We start from the raw sequence: 19,320 nt of genomic DNA, 5'->3' as shown, positions 1-19,320 counted from the left end.
CTCATTTCTGGGTAAGAATCATATGTGCAATTACACACCAAACACGCAAAAAAATTTATTCGCCACCGGCCTGCTGAAGAAGTGAGTTACGAATCAGAACTGCTGCGACCCCGCCGATTTGATCCTCACGCTCACGCTGCGCGGCTTTCCAATAGGGCTCGGCCTCCTCCAACTTCGCTCGTCCTTGCGCAGACAGCGAGAGCCTGATGGCAGAACGCGGCCCTTCGGCATGGCTAGCGACATAACCTTCGTTCTGCAGTGGCTTCAGTGCCCGAACCAACGTAGTTCGTTCCATGACCATTACCTCAGCCAATTCGGCGATCAGGATCCCGGGATGCTCATTGATCAACGCAAGAGTCGAAAACTGCGAGACAGTGAGTTTCGCAGCAAACAGATGCCGATCGTAGAGGCGGGTCAGCAGACGCGCATGGCGTCTCGCGGCGAGGCAATGACAAAGGTCGGCGCCATGGGGGCTTTTCATGACGTCCATCATATGTGTAAATACACACCAGTCAAGTACAAATTGAGGCACTGAGGCTGTGCTCAGCGCCGACGAGTCCTAAGAGGTCAGCAAAATTGCTGAAACCGTCATACATCGTCCCTTCGTGGACGCATTCGCGTAACCAATTTTACGAGGTTAGAACTTTATGTCTGAGGTACGGGAGCTTTATGGCGCATCAACGGGGAATAGTGTACGAGCTGCAATCGCCTTGGCTGAAGCGGGCATAGAATTTACCCCGAGGTGCCTTGACCTTCTCTCTGGCGATCAGCGTGCCCCAGAATATCTGGCGCTTAACCCGTTAGGTAAGGCTCCGACATTTGTAAATCACAGCGTCTCACCTCCCCTTGTAATCAATCAGTCAAATGGCATTATTCAGTATGCTGACGAACACGCCCCTGGTCGGCTGTCGCCCAGAGAGCCGAGTCCTCAACGGTACCGGGTCTATGACCGGTTTTATTTCTTCGTCACGGATGTCATCGCCCCAAGCCACGCTGCTTTTTTTCTGCGCCAGATAGGGCAGCAAGATGCATCTGCACCATTAAGCCGACGAGCGTTGGAACATCTGATGACGGCAGAGGCATTTCTCGAGGGCGGGTACATAGCGGGCGATACCTTTTCAATGGCCGATATTTCTGCGTTCACTTTTGCAAGATCGGTGCGTGACCAAATTCATTGGGAAAAGTTGCCCCGCATGGCACGCTGGCTGGCGTTGATAGAGGCCCGACCTGCAGTGAAGCTGGGCATGCAAGCATTTGAATCCAAGCCGTCATCGTGAAAATGATCCATCAACCCGCCGACTTTGTCTTCGGACCCTCGTTAGGCGTGCGGTACACTCATTCCGGTGGTTGCCAGCCCTCTCGTCAGATTGCTGACGTCCCTCCAGTCCCCGCCTACACTGCCTACCCCCCCTAAAACTTACGTTCTGAATTCCCTAGAGCTAAAGAACACGTTGACAAAGATGATAGCTATCATATAACCATATTACAGCCATCATACGAACCATGGCCATTATGCAGTCGAAAACCAAAAGAGAGAGAAGGTCGATGACAAGCCCCACCATACTCGTTACCGGCGCCAGTGGTTTTACCGGCCGGAGAACCGTTGAAATACTGCGCCAGAAAAAACACGCGGTCCGTGCGCTAGTCCGCACGGACGATGATCGAGCGGCCAAACTGCGCCAATTGGGCGCCGAAGTTGTGGTCGCGGACCTGCTGGACTTGAACGCTGTTCGAGCAGCGCTTGAAGGCATCAAGCGAGCTTATTTCGTTTACCCAATCGCACCTGGCTTGATTGAAGCGACTGCCCACTTCGCTCTGGCTGCTAAAGAAGCCGGGGTAGAGTCAGTTGTAAACATGTCTCAAATTTCCGCACGTCGCGTGGCCCAGAGTCACGCGGCCCTTAATCACTACACTGCCGAGCGAGTGTTTGACTGGTCGGGCCTGGATATGACGCACCTGCGACCGACTTACTTTGCACAGTGGCTGATCTACCCGCACTGGCGCAAACATATTGTTGAACATGGCGAGATTCGCCTGCCGTTTGGTTCAGGTCGTCACGCCCCGATCGCAGCAGAGGATCAGGCTCGACTGATCGCTGCAATCTTGGAAAACCCACAATCCCACAAGGGCAGGACGTACCCGCTGCACGGTCCGGTTGAACTGAACCAGCAGGCCATAGCTGACGAAGTCGGCAGAGTATTGGGTCGTGAGATCAAGTACGTGGCGATAACACTGGATCAGTACCGCCAGGAGCTGCAGAGCGATGGCCTACAGCCTTTCCTCATTCAGCATCTGCTGGAAGTTGCAAAGGACTACCAGCACGGCGTGTTCGAGGGTGAGGATTCCATTATTGGCGAGGTTACGGGACAGCCACCGATGACTGTTCAAGCGTTCGTGACCTTGCACAAGGAACTGCTCACCAGATAAAGCTTTTACTTGGCGGCCGCGAATGACTGCTTTGGGCGGAAAAAGCGGACGTTCGTCGTCGCCCGCATACGGCCAACCGCAGTCTGTCCGAAGGACAGTAATCGGCCAGAAGCGGACGGTTCCCGAAAAACACCATTGAAACCATTTTGCTACTATCGGGCGCTCTTGCCCATTAGCGCGACGCCAACACTAGGTCCTTCCATGTTCGACAGACGCGACTTTGATCAACTCTCCAGTGAGCAACTGACTTTTTGGACAGCGCACAATCGTTGTCCCGGTCTCTATTACGTCGTTTATCCAGGAATGGCTTTTCGAATTGAGGAATCTCAGCAGTGCATCAGGATAACTCGTGCCCCCAAGCGGCAAGGGGAGAACGGATTAAGTTTCTGGCTTTTCGCGGAATGGATGGATTGGCGGCTGGGAGGAGAAAGTTATTTCCCAGGATACGTTTCCGACGCTCAGTTTGAGGAAATCTCTGAAGCAGTTTTCAATCAGATGGTTGCAGATCAGGCGATCGAATTGATCGCCCCGCTCCAACAACCGCTGCATGAGTCGACGGGCTTCGTGGGAGCGCTATTGATGTACTCAATGAAAACGGAATTTATCGTTTCGCTGTTCGCGGAGTATGAAGATGAGTACATCCATTTCTATTGGGACACGACTTCATGAGCGGCAGCTAAGGGTCGTTTTTTGCCGCTCATGGTTCGAAGCTTGCTGGTCAAATCCGACGCCATCGGTGGTCAGATCGAATGCAAATGACTGGTCAGGTCGGATGCAAACGGGTGGGGCAAGGGGAGTGCAATTTCGCAAACTCGACCACAGGCAGCTCGAACATGAAATGCGCAGCGAATACTCCGAAGATTGCACCCGTTGTTTGAGCCGCCACGTATCCCTACGGAAGGCCTTAGCAGTAAAGCGTCAGACGCCTTTGAAGGATCGCCACCAGACATCGTGATTACCGTTTGCGATCGCGCTGCCGGCGAAGCCTGCCCGATTTTCTTCGGCCCGGCGCTCAAGGCTCATTGGGGGCTGGCAGATCCTTCTGAAGCTACGGGATCTGAAGCGCAAATCGAGGCGGCATTCCAGCAAACCCTTAGCAAAATCCAGGAGCGGGTAAACGCCTTCATTTCGTTGCCTATCGCTACGTTGAACACAGAAGACCTTAAAACTGAGCTAGCCCGCATCGGCACGTTGTAGGCCATGTCCCGCTGGTGCCAGGAGTCACTATGAAAGACCATTTCCCAAACATCGAAGCAGATCTCATCGACGTCCCAAGCATGGAACGACTCACTCCTCGTGAGCCGTCCACGCATAAACCGCGCATCCTTCTGATCTACGGGTCGACCCGCGAGCGTTCGTTCAGCCGGTTGGTTACCCAAGAAGCAGCTCGGTTGCTGGAGCACTTCGATGCGGAAACACGAATCTTCAACCCGTCAGGATTACCACTGCCTGATGATGCTCCGGATACCCACCCCAAAGTCGCGGAACTCCGCGAGCTAATGCAGTGGTCTGAAGGGCAGGTGTGGTGTTCTCCGGAGCGTCATGGATCGATGAGCGCTGTCTTTAAAGCTCAGATCGACTGGGTGCCATTGGCGATGGGCGCAGTGCGTCCGACCCAAGGTAAAACTCTGGCCGTTATGCAGGTGTGCGGCGGCTCTCAGTCTTTCAACGTGGTGAATCAGTTGCGGGTACTGGGTCGCTGGATGCGCATGGTGACGATCCCCAATCAGTCTTCAGTGCCCAAAGCGTTTACCGAGTTTGACGAGAATGGACGTATGAAGCCTTCGTCCTACTACGATCGCCTGGTCGACGTGATGGAGGAGCTGATGAAGTTAACCCTGCTATTGCGTGACCGTCAGGACTACTTGGTAGACCGTTACTCGGAACGCAAAGAGGCGGCTGAAGAGCTGTCGAAACGAGTGAATCAGCGCTCCATCTGAAGATAGGTTAGAAAAATATTCAGCAATTCCGTGGGCACCCGAGTTAACGGAGCGCGCCGCCTTAACAATGCCAGCTGCGATCGCGTACTCGCCTGGGTTGATTCTACTCGGCTGCGGCTGGATTAAAATGACATGCCTTCAGACACCTGAATCAGCATTTCTTCGACTAGATGTGTGCCGTGAGATGTAGTGACCATCGCCGATGGGCTTTCTCCCAAAAAACGGGCTTTGGGTTTCGAAAGCCATTGTTTGGCCTTCCCTTTGTCACCGAAGATCACCTCGGCCATGGCGGTAATGTGTCCAAACCGGAACAGGCGGTCACTCTCATGCAACGTTAAAAGCTGATTGGCTGCCAATTTTGTTTTGAGCGCTTTTGGGTGAATTATTCTGTCGCGTTCTTCGTCGCTTAGGGTTCCATCATCACAAAGCACCTTGATCAGGCTGGCCGAGAAGCCAGCTACAATCATGTCGTGAATGTCCAGATCCGAAGCATTGACGGAGATATAAAGAAGCGCCTCCAGACGCGTGCGGTAAGCATGATAGGCATCATGACGCAGGACGCCAGCAAACATGGGCCGCACTGATGCTGCGTTGTCCATGGGCGTCAGCACTAATGTGCCATTCGCTACCGTTAGCTCCAGGTCGTCCCCAACACCTAACCCCATTTGGTCAAGCAACTCTGGAGGTAGATCAATGATGATGTCGCCAGTACCGTCCTCAGTATTCTGGCACTTGACTATCCAACGCTCGCTCATGATTGTCCGGCCCTCATCCGCGATTAGAGAATGACACACATCATTATGCTCGGGCGCAGAGCTGACCAAAGGAACGTGCACTCCTCCGGTAGACATGCACTGCCGCTGCTCGAACGCCGGATAGCGAGTGCAACAGCAAAAAATGGGGCAATGGCTTTGCCGCCTTTCCACCGTCACATGGTTACGAGCTTGAGCGTGATCTGGCAACTACACGAAAAGGATATGACATGAACCCTGATGAGCTTTATGTTTCCGTCGACGTCGAGACTTCTGGACCTATACCAGGCGAATACAGTCTGCTTTCCATTGGAGCTTGCCTTGTAGATCAACCTGCCACGTCCATCTATCTTGAACTACGACCTGACAGTCCAAAACACGACCCAGAAGCACTGGCAGTATCGGGGCTGAGTCTGGAGAAGCTGGAGCGCGAAGGACTCACTCCGCAACAGGCGATGCTGACATTTGGTGAATGGCTGAAATCATCCTGCCAAACGGGGCAGAAGGTCATTTTCGTAGGACTCAATGCACCGTTTGACTGGTCATTCGTCAACTACTACTTCCACAAATACTTGGAAACCAACCCCTTTGGTTTTACCGCTATCGACATGAAGGCCTACTTTATGGGAGCTGTAGGTTGCAGCTGGCAGGAAACAAAATCATCCAAGATGACCGCTGCGCTGAAGCCACTCAGCGAACCGAACCATAACGCATTGGATGATGCTCGCTTTCAGGCAGAGCTCTTCGCGCTAATGCTGGCGGGTAAAGGTAACCGCTGACGTGCCTCCCATGGCACCGACTTGAAGCTTATCTAAGCCAGGTTGCCTCAACATATCTGCCGCCCCTGAACGACCAAGCCTTGATGCCTTCTGGTTTTTCGGACTTGCCAACGATAACGGCTATTGGGTGCGGCAGATCCTGCGTGTAACGCGCAGCAAATCTGGAGAAACTTCCTATGTCTGCCGGAGAAATCACCGGAACAGATTGGGGATGCGTATGCCAATAGCCCACCAGACGTAACCCTTGTTCGTTGGCAGCTTGGATCTCCTGACGGCACCGCTCCGCATCCAACTCTAGCCAAGACCAGCCTGACCGATCGGCGCGATGAGGCAACGTGGCCAAGGCCAGCAGCAACCCTTTCGGATTAACCGGGTTGACGAATAACTGTCCCCCTCGCTCCACGCCAAAAAGGCCCTGCCGATGACTATCCAAGATGTCCGCGACAGCTTGCGACACCAATAACTCGGAATCCACCTCCGCCCATCTCCAGCGCCAAGCGATATCCGTCATACCATTTCATCCTTAGGTTCCGGCCATCCGCGCTCGAGTAGGAGTTGCTGCGCCCCCTCTGGCAGTTTGGGCCCATGGTATTGGCCTCCTAGGCTCGGCACATCTTCAGGCCTGTAGATACTGCTGACCCAAGATGCAGTGGCAATGTTGCCGGTCAATGCGCGTAAAGCCGTGTGCGACACCATAGAGGCAATATTGGTCATCCCCAGTGATCCGCCTGGAATAAAGCTCTCCCCACACGCCGGCAGTGGAACCACACCTCCTCCCGGCCACTCTGTAAACTTATGAAGAAAATCGCCGATGTCCGTGAATAAATGACGGCCATCAAAGGTACCGGCTGGTGCGAATAGCGCGTGGCCTACCTGGGTATACGGTTCGCTCCAGGCTTGTAAAAGTCCCCAAGAAACGCCGCTGGATTTGGCTCGCCATACAGTGACCTCCGACTGCCAGTCTGCTGTCGTAATCACCACAAGATCTGCGTTATCGAACACTTCTGGTTTGCTGCTCATAACTACTTCGGCGAAAGTCGAATAAGCGGTGCATTCTGTAGTCGGAAGATCTAACAGAATCTTGTCCCTCAACGCTGAGGCTTTCAGCCTCCCTAGGCTATCCGCTCCCAGAACGTGTCTACCCAGATTGGCTGACACCAGAGTGTCAGGATCGATGAGGGTAAGGTGGCCGACACCGGAGCGTGCCAATTGTATTGCCACCGCACTGCCTAACGAGCCAACGCCAACACAAACGACCCGAGCATTTTCAAGGTGCTTTGCAGTGCCGCTTATATCGCGGGACAGAATGGACGCACGATCAAGCACGTCTAGGGCAGTTGCGCGGACAAGTGCCGGTGGATGTGCATTTGCGATGGCTGGCCGGCGGCGCGCTGTGCGCAAGCCAAACTTTGCCCCCCGCTCTTGCTGTACGCCAAGCGAGCGCACATTGAGGCAATAAGTTGGAGCATCCCTCCCCCCAGGAAGCTCCAGGACAATCCATCGACTCGCCAACGTTCCATGCAGCTCAAACCATGCCAGCAATTGCTCGGCATCGTCTGGTTGAAGGTGTGGCGTGAGCCACAGCAATAAATCTTCTGGATCCGGGGTGCGGATATCCGGATAAGTCTCAAGCTTGACGTAAAAACCAGGAGTTTCGGCCGCGCGAATGACAGCGGAGCGCCCGACAACCCGTCGGTAATGCCCTTTGAGTGCAGCTATGTTCGATGCTAGCCAAACCGTTTCCTGACCGGATGGCAGAGCCCGGCGCGGATCGCTGAGAGCAAACAACTGCGAGGCAGCCTGAGGTCGATCCAAAAGTAAAAGGTTCTGGTACGACTGTCCGTGCTGAAAAGACCAGTAGGTAGTGATCTCATTCTGAAATTCGATATCGCGCGTTGCCTGACTTGATCCCATCTTGGACAACGAAACGATGTGGGCCAAGCGAGCAAGGCTGTCCTCTACCACGACCTCCGGAGAGCCCATAATGGGGCGTTCCTGAAAGCCATGAAGGCAAAGCCCCGACTTAGTGGCATGCGGCCAAACCAGCCATGGAGAAGGTTCGACGTTCAGCCGCAAGAGCCCACGGGGAAAGTTGGAGGGGAAACCAATACGCAGTCGCCGCTCCTGCCCCGTGTAATCGATGGGCAAGGGGAAGTGAAAGCACGCCGCTTCGTCAGCCCGCATGGGTGCGGGCTGGAGCAATGCATCGGCTGCATCCTGACCTAGGGTATTTCGCAGTGCTGCGATTCCGCGCTGCAATGGCGTCTTAAGAGGATCAGCCAAGGCGTCCAACTGGCTTTACGCTCGACTGAGAGGTTCCGCCACCGCTGGCCCCTCCGAAGAGCGAACCCATCGAAGCAGAGTTTCGAGTAGTGCCATCCGGTCGACCGGGCATCGTCCAATTCGCAGGGATCTCATTGTTCACTGCCGTAATGAATGCCGGTGCAATACCGAAATTCTTTTTCACTGCCTCGGCAAAGGAATCGTTGGATTCAAAACTTTCCAAACCCAATGACACAGATGCACTGGCGTCCGCATGCCACTTGGTAAATGCTTGGCGATAGCCTTGCCCCTCGCCCGGTCGATTCCACTTCTCTGCAAAGTTTTCGCCGTTATCGGCAGGGTTGCAGACAAAGCAATCGCTACCTCTTTGCGCGATGTGCTGCGGCATTCTGCGAACGATTTCCAGAATTGCATCGAGCGGTGCCAGAGGCTTCGACTGGGACTCCTTCACGACATCCAGGTACGCGTGAGTGGCCAGAGTGGTGATAACTGCAGATATGGGCCGAGTATCAGCGCTCCTTGTTTTGATGGCCCATTCATCGCGATGCCGCTTAAGCAGCTTTATGGTCGCACGCAGGGGATCTTGATCGATGTAGTCCTGATAATGCGGCAAAGGATCTTGTGTCGCGGCATCAAGCATTCGCTGGCTTTTGGCAATCACCAAGCTTTCCAAGGAGATTTCCTGGGCGGAAGCGACCTGCAACCAATTCGAGTAAGGAATAGGGCTGCTTGCTTTCCACCCTGTGACCCGATCCGGAACCTCCAGCTTTCCCTCGCCGTTTGCTTCGCCATTTCCGTTGATCGCGCGGGCAGGTGTGACATCGATGTGAAAACCTGGATTTTCATCGGCATAAACGATCCGAATACCACGACGTAGTTGCTTAACTTCTTCCTGAACGCGGGAGCCTTCTCTAAAACGCTGTTCAATCGCCTCTAGAACTTCCTTCGCACCAGCGCCTTGAGCGTGAGGGAGCCAGATAATCGCGTCCGCATCAATGGTGTCCAGATCCGCAGGCGCGCCGGGAATTGGCTTGATGGTGGTTTTCAGCCGCATTGAGCCCTGAACGAAGATATGGGCCTCAGCGAGCAACGGATTGCCAGAAGCCGAGAGGATTTTTTCCAGTTGGGAGTAGCGGTCGTTGATTTTTTCGTACTGCGCTTCCGACAGCGAGATTTCCCGCGCGGCGCGAAGCAGAAAATATTCCCAACTGCTGCGCTTGGTCTGTTCGTTGCTCAAAAGCATTTACATAGCCTCCTGGGCCACCGAGCCCAATTGCAGTGTTTGCGTAAACCGATCTTGGTTTTCCTTGTCCCGATCGAAGATCAGGTACGTATGTTGATGCTGCGTTGTGAGCAACGCGCCAAACTCGATGGCCAGTGCCGCAGGAATGGCGGCGAAGACGTGGATAGGATCAGGAGTCAGAGCCTCAAGCTGGCTCAGTCGTATTTGGAGTGCGTCGCGAAAGGCATGAATCACCCGACGGTTCTGTACCATCGCGTAGCTTGGTTCAGGAATCGACAGCTCTGCAATACGTGCACCGGGTAGAGCGTCGGTCACGTCGCGAACTGGAACTTGCGCAGAAATGGAGAGCACCAACGACAGTGGACCATCGCCGTTGGGTGGAGGCGTAAACAGAAAACTGGGCGGCTCAGCAGACTGATCGGGCCAGCGCAAAAGATGCTCGCGGTGAAAAGAGAAGATTAAGCGTTTGGAACGATCGCCGATGCTCTGGCCCAACATCATCAAAGCTGGGATATCGGCCAAGCCTACTACTGCTAGCGCGGGCGAGTCGCCATAGGTGCCGCCGCGACGCTTGAGTTGCTGCTCCAGCTCATACTGGATGCTGTCTTTGACGTTCTGCCAATAGGCAGTGTCCCTGCCGCGCGGTCCGGGCGCAGGGAAGGCAATTTTGATGCCTTGATCGAAGGCGGTTAATCCCTCCGCAGACATCGCAGTCAACAGATCGCGAACGGGAATATCGTTGATCGTCTGGAAATGCTGACTCTGGACAATGAGAGGAATCGCTCTGCCACCATCTGGGGTCGTTGCGGCGATTCGGATGCGCTCTAGGTATGCTTGGTGTAAACCACTCAAATCATTTTCAGGATAACCGTCTGCGTCACGATCAATTTTGTCATGACAGCCTGGGCACAGGAGCATCAGGTTAGCAGTATCGTTCGTGTGCGCCTCAGCATCATGATCCGCGCGTCCCCGAGGCCCCTTGGGACTGGCGGGTAGGATATGCGCCACTTCGCCCCATTTCATTGGCTTGCCGGCACGATAGTCGAACGTTAGATCTGTGCCGCACAGTTCGCAATGACCAGCGGTCTGTGTCCATACGATCCGCTTCGTCTCATCATTCGTGTTAAAGCGCCCACTCGCGGGCTTAGCGTCTTCTGGTTTTGCCATTTCGACCTACCCCCGAGAAACATCCATGATTGAAAACGATGATGGCAAGATAAGATCATATTAAGGTCATTTGCCTCAAATTCAAGAGAGATCTGAGTGGTGACCAATGCTGAGCCAGCTTCGAGCAGGACGCTTGTTTTGACTCATCGAAACGGAGTGATGGCAGCTTTCGCTTTCTGGAAAATGCTGATGGGTAATGGCGCTGACCAAAGCGTATGTATCGAAATTAGCGAGTTTATGCTGAAGACATAAACTCGCTAATTTCGATACATATCTCCCTCAAAACCATACGACGTCAATCTCCGCGCGCCCCCACAAGATTCAGCTAAAGAAACCACTGCGCCATAATCGGTTCTTAAATCTGTTGCTCCAGCCCTGAGGACGTTCCTCGCTGATGGAGCGCAGAAGCCTTCAGAAGCTAATCGCAATCGGTGGTCCCTCCCAACTTCTCGATACGCCGGCAGACTTGAGCAAGGCCCCTGCATCCACGCCAGTTCTCGCCAAGCTTTCCAGATCCCACTCGAAGAAGCTGGAAAAAACCAAGAAAACTTTGCTTGCTACCGCCGAGGTCAATCGTACAGTCGAATAATTCACCGGCAGCTTCATTCTTATGATTTCAGAGATGGTCCACACCAATGTCCTCAATCGGAAATACCACACTGACTCTTGGTGACGCTTGATCTGGTGATAAGTAAGGGGAAACCTCTGCTTACGCAGTTCTAGGCCGTGAGGTAACGAGTTTGGGAGCAGCGTCTGCAAATTTCGAATGTTCACCCTTTTAGGATATTTCGCAACGCTATACAACTCATCCACGCCCGCTTCAATAATGGCTGCATAAGCAGCGTCTCTTGAGTCGATAGTCTTCTCAACCTTAACGGCAACCTTCTTAGGCATGCGAAGTCTTTCAATCAGCCATGCATTATCATTTTCCATTAGCCAATGAGTTGGTTTATAGGCTTTTTTCCAAAGGTACTCCACATCAGCCTCGGAGCGTAGCGCCAAAAGCATCTCGATTTTTTGACGGTACTTAATCATTTTACCGGAATGCGCATCTTCATTTTTTGAAGGTCTTGGCGAACTCGAAGCACTTAGCAGGATAGACTCCTTCTTTAACGCTCCCTCGAAATCATCAGCACTGGAAAATAAATGAAGCGCGATAATCAAATGTCGCGCTAGCGGCATATTAAGCTGACCCTTGTCTGACTTCAGCCTAATCCATTGCGCATGTTTTCCGTTATTATAGGCCGGATCAATTTGCGATAAATACTCATCGCCATAAGCACTTTGAATACTATCAAAAAGTTTCGCAATGCCCGCATTGTTTCCAAATACAAATCCACGTTTCTTACATTGCCGCACATAACAAGAACTCAATACCGCGCTCCCTATGGGCGGGATCTTTCGTTGCAAGATATTGTGCGCGAACAGCGCGACCTTCTTTTCCAGATCCGAGCCCTTATTCGTCGTCTTAGCGTTGAGCGGATTCCACCCGCATGCGCATGGCTCAGTCAGATTTGGAAGCAGCTTCAATTTTCGATAGAAAGGATGGGAGCACTTGGGGCAAGCATGGATCAGCGAGTCCCCGTGGCGCCAGCAGACTGCAACACCGGGTATATGGTGTGATCGATGCCAGTAGGCAGAACCGCAATCGATCAAATCCTCCTGAACGCAGGTAAGGCAAAGCTTAGCTTTTCCATGGATGGAATCTTCGCGACGAGGAATTCGTACCACCCCCTCAAAAGCGTGCGATCCAGAATGGTCCTCCGGTCCTTGCCTCACACCTAGAAAAGGCCTGTACGCAGGAAACGTGGTGTTGTTACTGATCAGTTCTGCGAGATTGCTCTCCAGTTGCCCTGGTAGCCTGTCGGCAAGCCTCTCAATCTGCTGAGGAACGATGCCACCGATGCTAAATGGCTTCGATGCGAATAAATCACGGTAGGTTTCCGCCGCTGTTCTATTGCCTGAGAGGTAGTGATAGCGGGTGACGCGAGAGTGAAGCATTTCATCCGGCATCGACACAGGGAAAAATAGTAGATCAGACATCATTTACCGATTAACAAAGTAGGGTTCGAAGGGAACGTGGATCAAAGATCTAGTATATAGGTAACACATTAAATTCTGTACCGGGGTTAGGATTTTTGAAAACGACTACGCCATAGTGCACCACTCTACTCTGAATTGTAATGAATTACCTAACCGCAATCATAGCAGTATTCACTGAATCCAAAACACGTATCAATAGCCAGCACCCGCAGTTCAGTGCATGAGGAATACACAATTAAGATTATTTTGATCGCTAGATGAAACATACTTCTCATATCGCGATCCGCGTAGCTTACTCCCAGCTATTTTTGAGAAGTAATAGGATTTTTGTGGAATGCCCTGTGGCACAATGAGTTGAATGCGGGGGTGTCGAGTGGTGATTTATTACCGGCTGGTTACACCGTAAGCCGAATGCTCGCGAGCCTATAGAGCGAAGAACGTGTTACGGGCTTGCCCTCCGAGAGCAATTTGCACCTAGCCCACCGTAAACGTCGGTTATGAAAGTTTTCAACTGATTCACATACCATGTCGAGGGCTGCTGCACAGAGAGGAAGCTTGCAGAGTTGCTTTTCGAAACGAGACAAAACATGAAGTTCTCGCCCAATTTTGGTACGTGAAACGCGGACCGGCTTACCTTTAAAAGTATAGAGAACATCAGCACACTGCCGGACTTCCCCGGCGAGTCTCTCATCGAGAGCGGTAAACATCTCCGAACTATTTATTCGGGGCGCACGATGGGGACTTGGGTTTGCAGTTGATTTCGACAGCCACTGCTTATCATGTCGATATAACCAAGCGTACCCTCTGCATGCATGCGCTTTATGCAAGCGGTAATCAGCCTCGAAGATCCTGCGTCTTGCGCTTAGCTCAATTTGAAATCGAGCCTTCCTCCAAGCATCTTGACCGCCAGGTACGTTGCGGATGCGACGATAGACATACGCCAATGAAACGCCTAGAACGGCTGCAATCTTTTTGGCATCAGTTCCCTCAAGGGCATAATTCCATATAGCTGCCGACGAACAGTCCAGTCCTTCATTCGACACCACCGGTGGATCGTCCTCGGGTAGCCGAAGGTGCGCTTGCGGACCAGACGCCATCTCCCGCTCTAGCGGGCGTTGGTCATGCAGCAAGCTCGCCATGTCTACGTCCAGTGCACCGGCCAATAAAATGTATTTGAGCGGATGATGAGAGGTGATTGGCTTACGAAGCAGCTTCGTAACCCATGTGGCGGGTATATCCCCACGAACCTCCCCGAGTACAGAAAATTCCCAATCTCGAGGGAGAGCTGCAAAAAAATTGACCATGTGCTGTGCCAGCATTTGCAGATACAACCGGTGGTTTCCAGAAGCAAGATTAAGCTGCGTTGCCCTTTGCATAAGCGTGTAGCGCAGCGCATCCGCCGACAAAGCACTGACTTCAGATTCAATCACCTGAAGCGAGCGCAACGCTATACCGTGGAGCGGCGGCATGCACACCGACGGGATATCAAGAAGGATCGTGTGTGCTTGCACATGCTCGTCACTCGGCAGGTTGAGTTGTCGAGAGTTGCGGCTCAACCAGCGATGATCAAGGATTCTGAGAGGTGTGCCGTGATGCGGACAGACCAGCACTCCCGGAAGCATGTGAACTCGATGCCAGTAAGCAACGCCCTGTTGTAGCTCATCTTGGGCAATACACTCTGCGCATAACCTCACTCTTGAGGCGAATCCAATACGGCTCGCGTTGACACCCATCTTCAACATCAGGCCTTTCCCATCAGCGGTCATCAACGCACGAGCGTGTTCTACCTGGCGCATACTCAAAAACGGCGCGTAGTAGGGTAATAACGTATGGCGCATAATAATCTCGGCTACCGATAGCTCGGAACCGCTGGGTAGCGCGTCGACAAAATCCCTTAGATGACTTGGGAAGGCGACATTCTGCGAAAATGCCGCCGCCGATTTCAGTCCGGCGAATGCTGCCCGGCAGCTACGAACACCGCAAAGACGGGCATAGCGAGAAACCAGACTGTGCAAAGTTTCGTCTGGAAATGCTGTAGGGAAGAAATGGAGTTCAAGGTGCACTTCACCACCCCCGACTCACTTTTCTTGATACATCGGTGAGAACTCAAATAGATCCTCGTTGAGCCAGCCCGCAGCTCGCAGTGCATCGAGGGGAGCTTCGTGTTCACTTAACGACTTAGCCTCTGAATTCTCTACTGCAACAGCAACCGGCGATTGGTGCTCTCTCGCGGGAGACGTATTTGCCGGCTTTTCACGGGAAACAACGCTTCGAAGTAAGGAAAGGCGGTCCGCTCGTTCCAAGCCGTCGAAGACCATCATTTCGTTCAGTTGCTCCTCAATCGGCAGCAAATCGTCGAACTGCCGCATCCGCTTCGGATCTCGGCTACGCAGAGCCGAAAGAGCCGGCTTCAGAATCTGCATTTTAGAGTTGCTGACCTTCACCATAATCTCGGCAGTCAAACACTCCGAGCCACTCTGAACCGCATACCGCTGACTCAATACCAGCAGCTTGACCAGAAAATCTGTGACGCCTTGGGTGTGTTCGTACAGTGTGTCTAAAATTTCGTCGGTCAGTTCAGCGGTCTGCTTGCACCACTGATAGCTCCAGAGGTTTTCGACCAACAACCGCCACTCCTCATCATCTTTCTCAAAGCGTTTGAATTCGAGCGTACCGGCACCACAGACTCGGCGGGCAGTTCGCATGACTTCTGAGAACAAGCTAATCATCGAGTTCGTGCCACTGAAAACGACCGGAATACCGATGTTGTTCACCAAGTGCAGAAAAAAATTCAGCATGCTCTCCTTACCACCAGTTTTCGCCAGGTGGAGGTTTTGCAACTCGTCGATCAACAAGGCGCCGATGAAGAATGTACTGGCCACCTGTTCCATCTGTTGCAGCGCATCATTGATATTTCGGTGCCTGTAGCGCTTGTGGTAGTCCTTGTCTCCTAGAGCATCCCCAACCGCATAAAAAAACTGCTGGCAAAATCCAGCCAGTGATCCATCCCGAGGGCAGTCAAGCTTTAGCCAAGTAATTTGGGTATGAACAAACTGCCTTCCCTCATAGCGCTCATGACGAATTGTCTGTGGATAGAGGCTCAAAATAGCGTGGAGTGCCGTCGACTTCCCAATGCCGCTCAGGCCGACGACGGTAAACGTCTCTGCAGTGGACTTGAACGCATCGTGGTAACGCTGAGCCCCAGATAAAGAATGCAAATGCCGGACGGTAGCGGGCGACATCGGATTACGCCCTACGTACCCTCGACGGATGAGCAGCGAGAACAGAGCCTCCAGTTCCAAGTGCAACAGAAACGGCTGCACCACGGTTCTCAAACGGTCGATACAGTGAATTCGAGTGGCCCCTTCCAGGGTCAGCTCTTTAGGATCCACCGGCTGAGGAAAATTCGAGATCAGCTCTATAGCCGCCGCCTCCGAGAGTATCGGAGGCAAAGCTTCAATTAGCGGATTTCCGGCATACTCACGAATATCCTGTTTGACGTAATTGGCAAACGTCTGCGCACCTTTCATTGTGCCTGTCCTGGCCGAATTCTTTTGAGCAAATCGATAACCTGCGCGGTGCGCTCGCCTGCATATGAGTCATGCGCTTTCGGTGTCGATTCAGTTTGTCGTGAAGCTGGCTCCGCCCTGACACCGTCAGGGACGACCGCATTGTCACGCTCGAGGAGACGTTCTTCGGCGCGGTTTTCACGGATGTTTCCTGTGGCCTCGGCCTTGGTGGGCGGAGCAGGTTCCAGCTTTCTTTCCGCAAGAGCATTGGTGACGATCTGGTGGACTTGATCGCTAAGCTGCACGCGGCTTTCCAGCTCAGCTCGTCGGCTAGCTGGTGGTTTCTGGCGATAGGCTTCGAGCAGGTCAAAAATCTCGTCCGAACGATAATTCGCGTAACCGACATCCGATCGTCGAAGATCACAGCGGATAAACTGCTTGGCATCACCCTGGATCCAGATGTGCGCCGCAGAGTTCGGATCGAACCAACACTCTATTGACCAAACTCCCCCTTTGCGAGCCTTGGCAAACCAATCTTTCTCTACGGCCATATCACACACGTAGTGCATGCCGCGGAACATCACTCCGCCCTTTTGAACGGTTGCTCGCTCTCGGGGCAATAGGTGGAGGTAAACCAACTCGTCAGGGCGTTTATTGGATTCGATCAGGTCGTTCTCGCAAGCCCAACTCCATATACCGCTGGGCGTAGGCTCAACGCCGTCATTCATCATCGCCTGAGTCAATCGATCAGGCTGTCGATGATGCCGGTTATAGTGGAGCACGCAGTTGATGAGTATCTGAGTGAACTCTTTGAGGTTGAGCGTGGCATCTAGTCGATAGTCTCGCTCGCCTCGCTCTTTATCGCGCGCGGCTACCCCACCAGGTAGCCATCTGATGCCCGTCAGATCATTCAAAATGCCAAACCGACTCTCTACCATTGGCTTCCAATCTGGCCGATAAGGCGGGGCGGTACCCATCTCAATTCCCAAGCCAGACGAAAGCCCCTCTGCTGCCAGTGACAGCATTTCCCCCCTGTCGGCGTAAATCTGGTGGGGCAAGTGGTGACAATCCCAGTCATCTGAGTTGATTTCAACGCCGTTCTGAGCGCAAAACTCGACTTTGGAAGTAAACGCGTTGAATAGCGCTTGTCTCGCCCCGTTCCAACTAGGGCCTTCCAATCCGACATATAGACCAACAATCATTCCCGAAAAACTATCTACGACGATGTAAACTACGGGCCGGCCTATGAGCATCCGCCTAGAGTAACTGTTGACCAAATAAATGTCGGCAATAGTTGCGTCGATTTCAAACTGGTGACATGGTCCGCGCAACCAATCGCGAACAGTACCTGAAAGCGGACGACTGTCTTTTAGCCACCTCCTCAGCCCTTTACGGCCACGCTCAGTTTCGATTTCGTCGAAAAATATCTGGCCCCAATACCTAAACTGCCTCAAGCTGGGGATCTCTAAACTTGGAAGCAAACGAAGCTCTTCTTCGCTGTTTTTAGAGATGTCTCGAACCGAGTAGAATCTCCTCAACATTTCGTCATATGCGCTCGAAATAGAAGATTTTTTATCTTTCACATAAAGGGCATACCCAACCCGAATGCATCGTTTGTCAACCGCGCTGAGCATCTTGGAAGGCGGTGTAAGAACGCCTTGGAATTTAGGCTTTCGCCCAGGAGGCTTACTCGGATCATATTTCCTATCAGCAACACCTACCGCCGAGTAATTATTAAGCAATGAATTTCTAACTTGACCATAAATCCAATAACGGTACAGAAGTCTATAAATTTTCTTCCGCTGAACTCCCAACTCCGAGGCTCTTGTGCTGACCAACCGACCTAATTCCCCCCGCGCGAATATTCGCCCTGGGTAGTCAGGATCTAGGAGAGGGGCGATGATGGCCCATTTTTTGTCTCGGCCTTGCTTGGCTGTCTCGTCCAACTGATCCTCAAGCACAAGCATGAACTCGGGCGTGGCGACGGTTACTGGTTTCGTATGACCAGATGCTAACGAACGATGCAACTCTTCAAGACCAACAGCGTACGGCTGCCTGGGAGGATCAGCTAGATCTATAACAACAGCCAGGTCATGCGTTTCATCAAGGTGAATAAGCCTAACTATCGAGGCAATGACCGACAAATCGGTAACAGGCTCAAAAACGTCATTAACGAAAAAACTCATGACATTTTCTCCTTCAACGAAACTTGGACAGGGTTCTGGAAAACCTCGAAGTGAGGAACTGAACCAGTAAGGTTGAGAGGAGCGCCAGCCAAGTCGATTTTCAGTACCTTGTTCCACACCAGATAGAAGAATATTGCTTGAGCGTCGACATAGGAAATGGATAAAAGAGACGCAATTTTCCTCAAACAAGTAGCCAAGGTCCACGAATATTCCCGGCTGTTTTCCAGGCAGTCAATAAAATTCGAATGAAGCGGTACTTTCATTAAATCACGAGGGAGATTCGAGTACCTTCTGATTAGTCCGAGGTTTTTTATCAAATCTCGTGTGAAAAACTCATCTGTCACGATTTTCCAATCAACACCTTGGCTCTGCCAAATGCGCTTTTCAATCTCAAGTTTTTCGAGTGTCCGTTTACTTCCTTTACCAACTAGATCAGAACGATACTTTACCGTCCTAGCTACCGACCTGAAATTTCCGTTCAGGTGTTTAACAGTTAGCAGAAAGTCTGTCGTCATCACATACGGCAGTGTTGTTCTAGGGTACCTGGGATAGCGTACATCTATTGACGTTGCTATCGCTTGCGCATGCTCTGTGGGGAGTAATGGGTATTGCTCACGAATATCCACGACGTCTTCAGAAAATTCACACACAAGGAAGTAAGACCGCTCGAGATCTGACAGCAAGTGATGGATCCTGTCGATCTTGACACCTTGGATCTTATGCGAACGACCAATCGAAGGAACGTCCTGCACCCGCAGCCAAGGCACGTAGCTTGCCCCGGCGCCTGCGCCAAATCCATTTGCAATGTGCCGTTCAATGTCCTGCTGTGATGCAAACTTACGACCTCGCAACCCACGCCTCCTCAGTTGATGCGGACCGCTTCACTTCTCGCCGAGAAAGAGTCGTAGAAGAATATGGCCACCGTAGCGACCATATTCAGAGCATTTCTAGACTACACCCGCTGAAAACTGAAGCGATGAATCCAGACCAA

16 protein-coding genes and 1 pseudogene are annotated in these 19,320 nt (G+C 52.4%); 6 read left to right on the top strand and 11 right to left on the bottom strand.

Annotation, left to right across the window (positions count from 1 at the left end; translation table 11 throughout):
* Positions 1 to 55 precede the first annotated feature (55 nt).
* Complete coding sequence (locus ABH912_RS20455) at positions 56 to 481, bottom strand: MarR family winged helix-turn-helix transcriptional regulator (protein ID WP_026139907.1); 426 nt, start codon at positions 479 to 481, stop codon at positions 56 to 58.
* 166 nt (positions 482 to 647) lie between these two features.
* On the opposite strand from ABH912_RS20455, the gene ABH912_RS20450 reads away from it, so the two are divergent.
* The 5 genes and pseudogenes from ABH912_RS20450 to arsH all read left to right on the top strand — a co-directional run bounded on the left by ABH912_RS20450 (position 648) and on the right by arsH (position 4,367).
* Positions 648 to 1,277, top strand: a complete 630-nt coding sequence (locus ABH912_RS20450) for a glutathione S-transferase family protein (protein ID WP_429511494.1) — start codon at positions 648 to 650, stop codon at positions 1,275 to 1,277.
* Between the two features lie 268 nt (positions 1,278 to 1,545).
* Positions 1,546 to 2,427, top strand: a complete 882-nt coding sequence (locus tag ABH912_RS20445) for an NmrA family NAD(P)-binding protein (RefSeq protein ID WP_429511493.1) — start codon at positions 1,546 to 1,548, stop codon at positions 2,425 to 2,427.
* Positions 2,428 to 2,628: 201 nt separating this feature from the next.
* On the top strand, positions 2,629 to 3,096 hold the full coding sequence (locus tag ABH912_RS20440) for a hypothetical protein (RefSeq protein WP_429511492.1): 468 nt from the start codon (positions 2,629 to 2,631) through the stop codon (positions 3,094 to 3,096).
* Positions 3,097 to 3,321: 225 nt separating this feature from the next.
* Positions 3,322 to 3,624: pseudogene (locus ABH912_RS20435) on the top strand (arsenate reductase ArsC); the annotation flags it as partial.
* Positions 3,625 to 3,653: 29 nt separating this feature from the next.
* Positions 3,654 to 4,367, top strand: a complete 714-nt coding sequence (arsH, locus tag ABH912_RS20430) for an arsenical resistance protein ArsH (RefSeq protein ID WP_429511491.1) — start codon at positions 3,654 to 3,656, stop codon at positions 4,365 to 4,367.
* A gap of 122 nt (positions 4,368 to 4,489) precedes the next feature.
* Here arsH and ABH912_RS20425 read toward each other — a convergent pair whose 3' ends face one another.
* Positions 4,490 to 5,122, bottom strand: a complete 633-nt coding sequence (locus ABH912_RS20425; protein ID WP_429511490.1) for an antitoxin Xre/MbcA/ParS toxin-binding domain-containing protein — start codon at positions 5,120 to 5,122, stop codon at positions 4,490 to 4,492.
* 227 nt (positions 5,123 to 5,349) lie between these two features.
* Between ABH912_RS20425 and ABH912_RS20420 the strand changes: the two genes are divergently transcribed.
* On the top strand, positions 5,350 to 5,898 hold the full coding sequence (locus tag ABH912_RS20420) for a 3'-5' exonuclease (RefSeq protein ID WP_010565120.1): 549 nt from the start codon (positions 5,350 to 5,352) through the stop codon (positions 5,896 to 5,898).
* Positions 5,899 to 5,926: 28 nt separating this feature from the next.
* Here the strand turns inward: ABH912_RS20420 and ABH912_RS20415 are convergent, their stop codons facing one another.
* The 9 genes from ABH912_RS20415 to ABH912_RS20375 all read right to left on the bottom strand — a co-directional run bounded on the left by ABH912_RS20415 (position 5,927) and on the right by ABH912_RS20375 (position 19,180).
* Positions 5,927 to 6,409, bottom strand: a complete 483-nt coding sequence (locus tag ABH912_RS20415; RefSeq protein WP_042556859.1) for a Mov34/MPN/PAD-1 family protein — start codon at positions 6,407 to 6,409, stop codon at positions 5,927 to 5,929.
* Positions 6,406 to 8,190 carry a HesA/MoeB/ThiF family protein gene (locus ABH912_RS20410; protein WP_429511489.1) on the bottom strand — a complete coding sequence of 595 codons (1,785 nt, stop codon included), beginning with the start codon at positions 8,188 to 8,190 and terminating at the stop codon, positions 6,406 to 6,408. Before ABH912_RS20410 ends, ABH912_RS20415 begins: the two co-directional genes overlap by 4 nt.
* Positions 8,174 to 9,424, bottom strand: coding sequence for a nucleotidyltransferase domain-containing protein (locus ABH912_RS20405; RefSeq protein WP_429511488.1), 1,251 nt, complete (start codon positions 9,422 to 9,424; stop codon positions 8,174 to 8,176). The genes ABH912_RS20410 and ABH912_RS20405 overlap by 17 nt, the downstream gene beginning before the upstream one ends.
* Positions 9,425 to 10,591, bottom strand: coding sequence for an SAVED domain-containing protein (locus ABH912_RS20400; RefSeq protein WP_429511487.1), 1,167 nt, complete (start codon positions 10,589 to 10,591; stop codon positions 9,425 to 9,427). It lies immediately after the preceding gene.
* A 411-nt stretch (positions 10,592 to 11,002) separates the two neighbouring features.
* Positions 11,003 to 12,634, bottom strand: coding sequence for a TniQ family protein (locus ABH912_RS20395; RefSeq protein ID WP_429511486.1), 1,632 nt, complete (start codon positions 12,632 to 12,634; stop codon positions 11,003 to 11,005).
* A 395-nt stretch (positions 12,635 to 13,029) separates the two neighbouring features.
* Positions 13,030 to 14,697, bottom strand: coding sequence for a TnsD family Tn7-like transposition protein (locus ABH912_RS20390; RefSeq protein WP_429511485.1), 1,668 nt, complete (start codon positions 14,695 to 14,697; stop codon positions 13,030 to 13,032).
* Between the two features lie 15 nt (positions 14,698 to 14,712).
* Positions 14,713 to 16,164, bottom strand: a complete 1,452-nt coding sequence (locus ABH912_RS20385) for an ATP-binding protein (RefSeq protein ID WP_429511484.1) — start codon at positions 16,162 to 16,164, stop codon at positions 14,713 to 14,715.
* Complete coding sequence (locus ABH912_RS20380) at positions 16,161 to 18,329, bottom strand: Mu transposase C-terminal domain-containing protein (protein ID WP_429511483.1); 2,169 nt, start codon at positions 18,327 to 18,329, stop codon at positions 16,161 to 16,163. The genes ABH912_RS20385 and ABH912_RS20380 overlap by 4 nt, the downstream gene beginning before the upstream one ends.
* Complete coding sequence (locus ABH912_RS20375; protein WP_429511482.1) at positions 18,326 to 19,180, bottom strand: TnsA endonuclease N-terminal domain-containing protein; 855 nt, start codon at positions 19,178 to 19,180, stop codon at positions 18,326 to 18,328. The genes ABH912_RS20380 and ABH912_RS20375 overlap by 4 nt, the downstream gene beginning before the upstream one ends.
* Positions 19,181 to 19,320 lie beyond the last annotated feature (140 nt).

The organism is Pseudomonas sp. BT76 TE3572, assembly GCF_050435365.1.
Classification (GTDB): Bacteria; Pseudomonadota; Gammaproteobacteria; order Pseudomonadales; family Pseudomonadaceae; genus Aquipseudomonas; species Aquipseudomonas fluorescens_W.
This window is presented reverse-complemented; position numbering and strand designations above follow the sequence as displayed.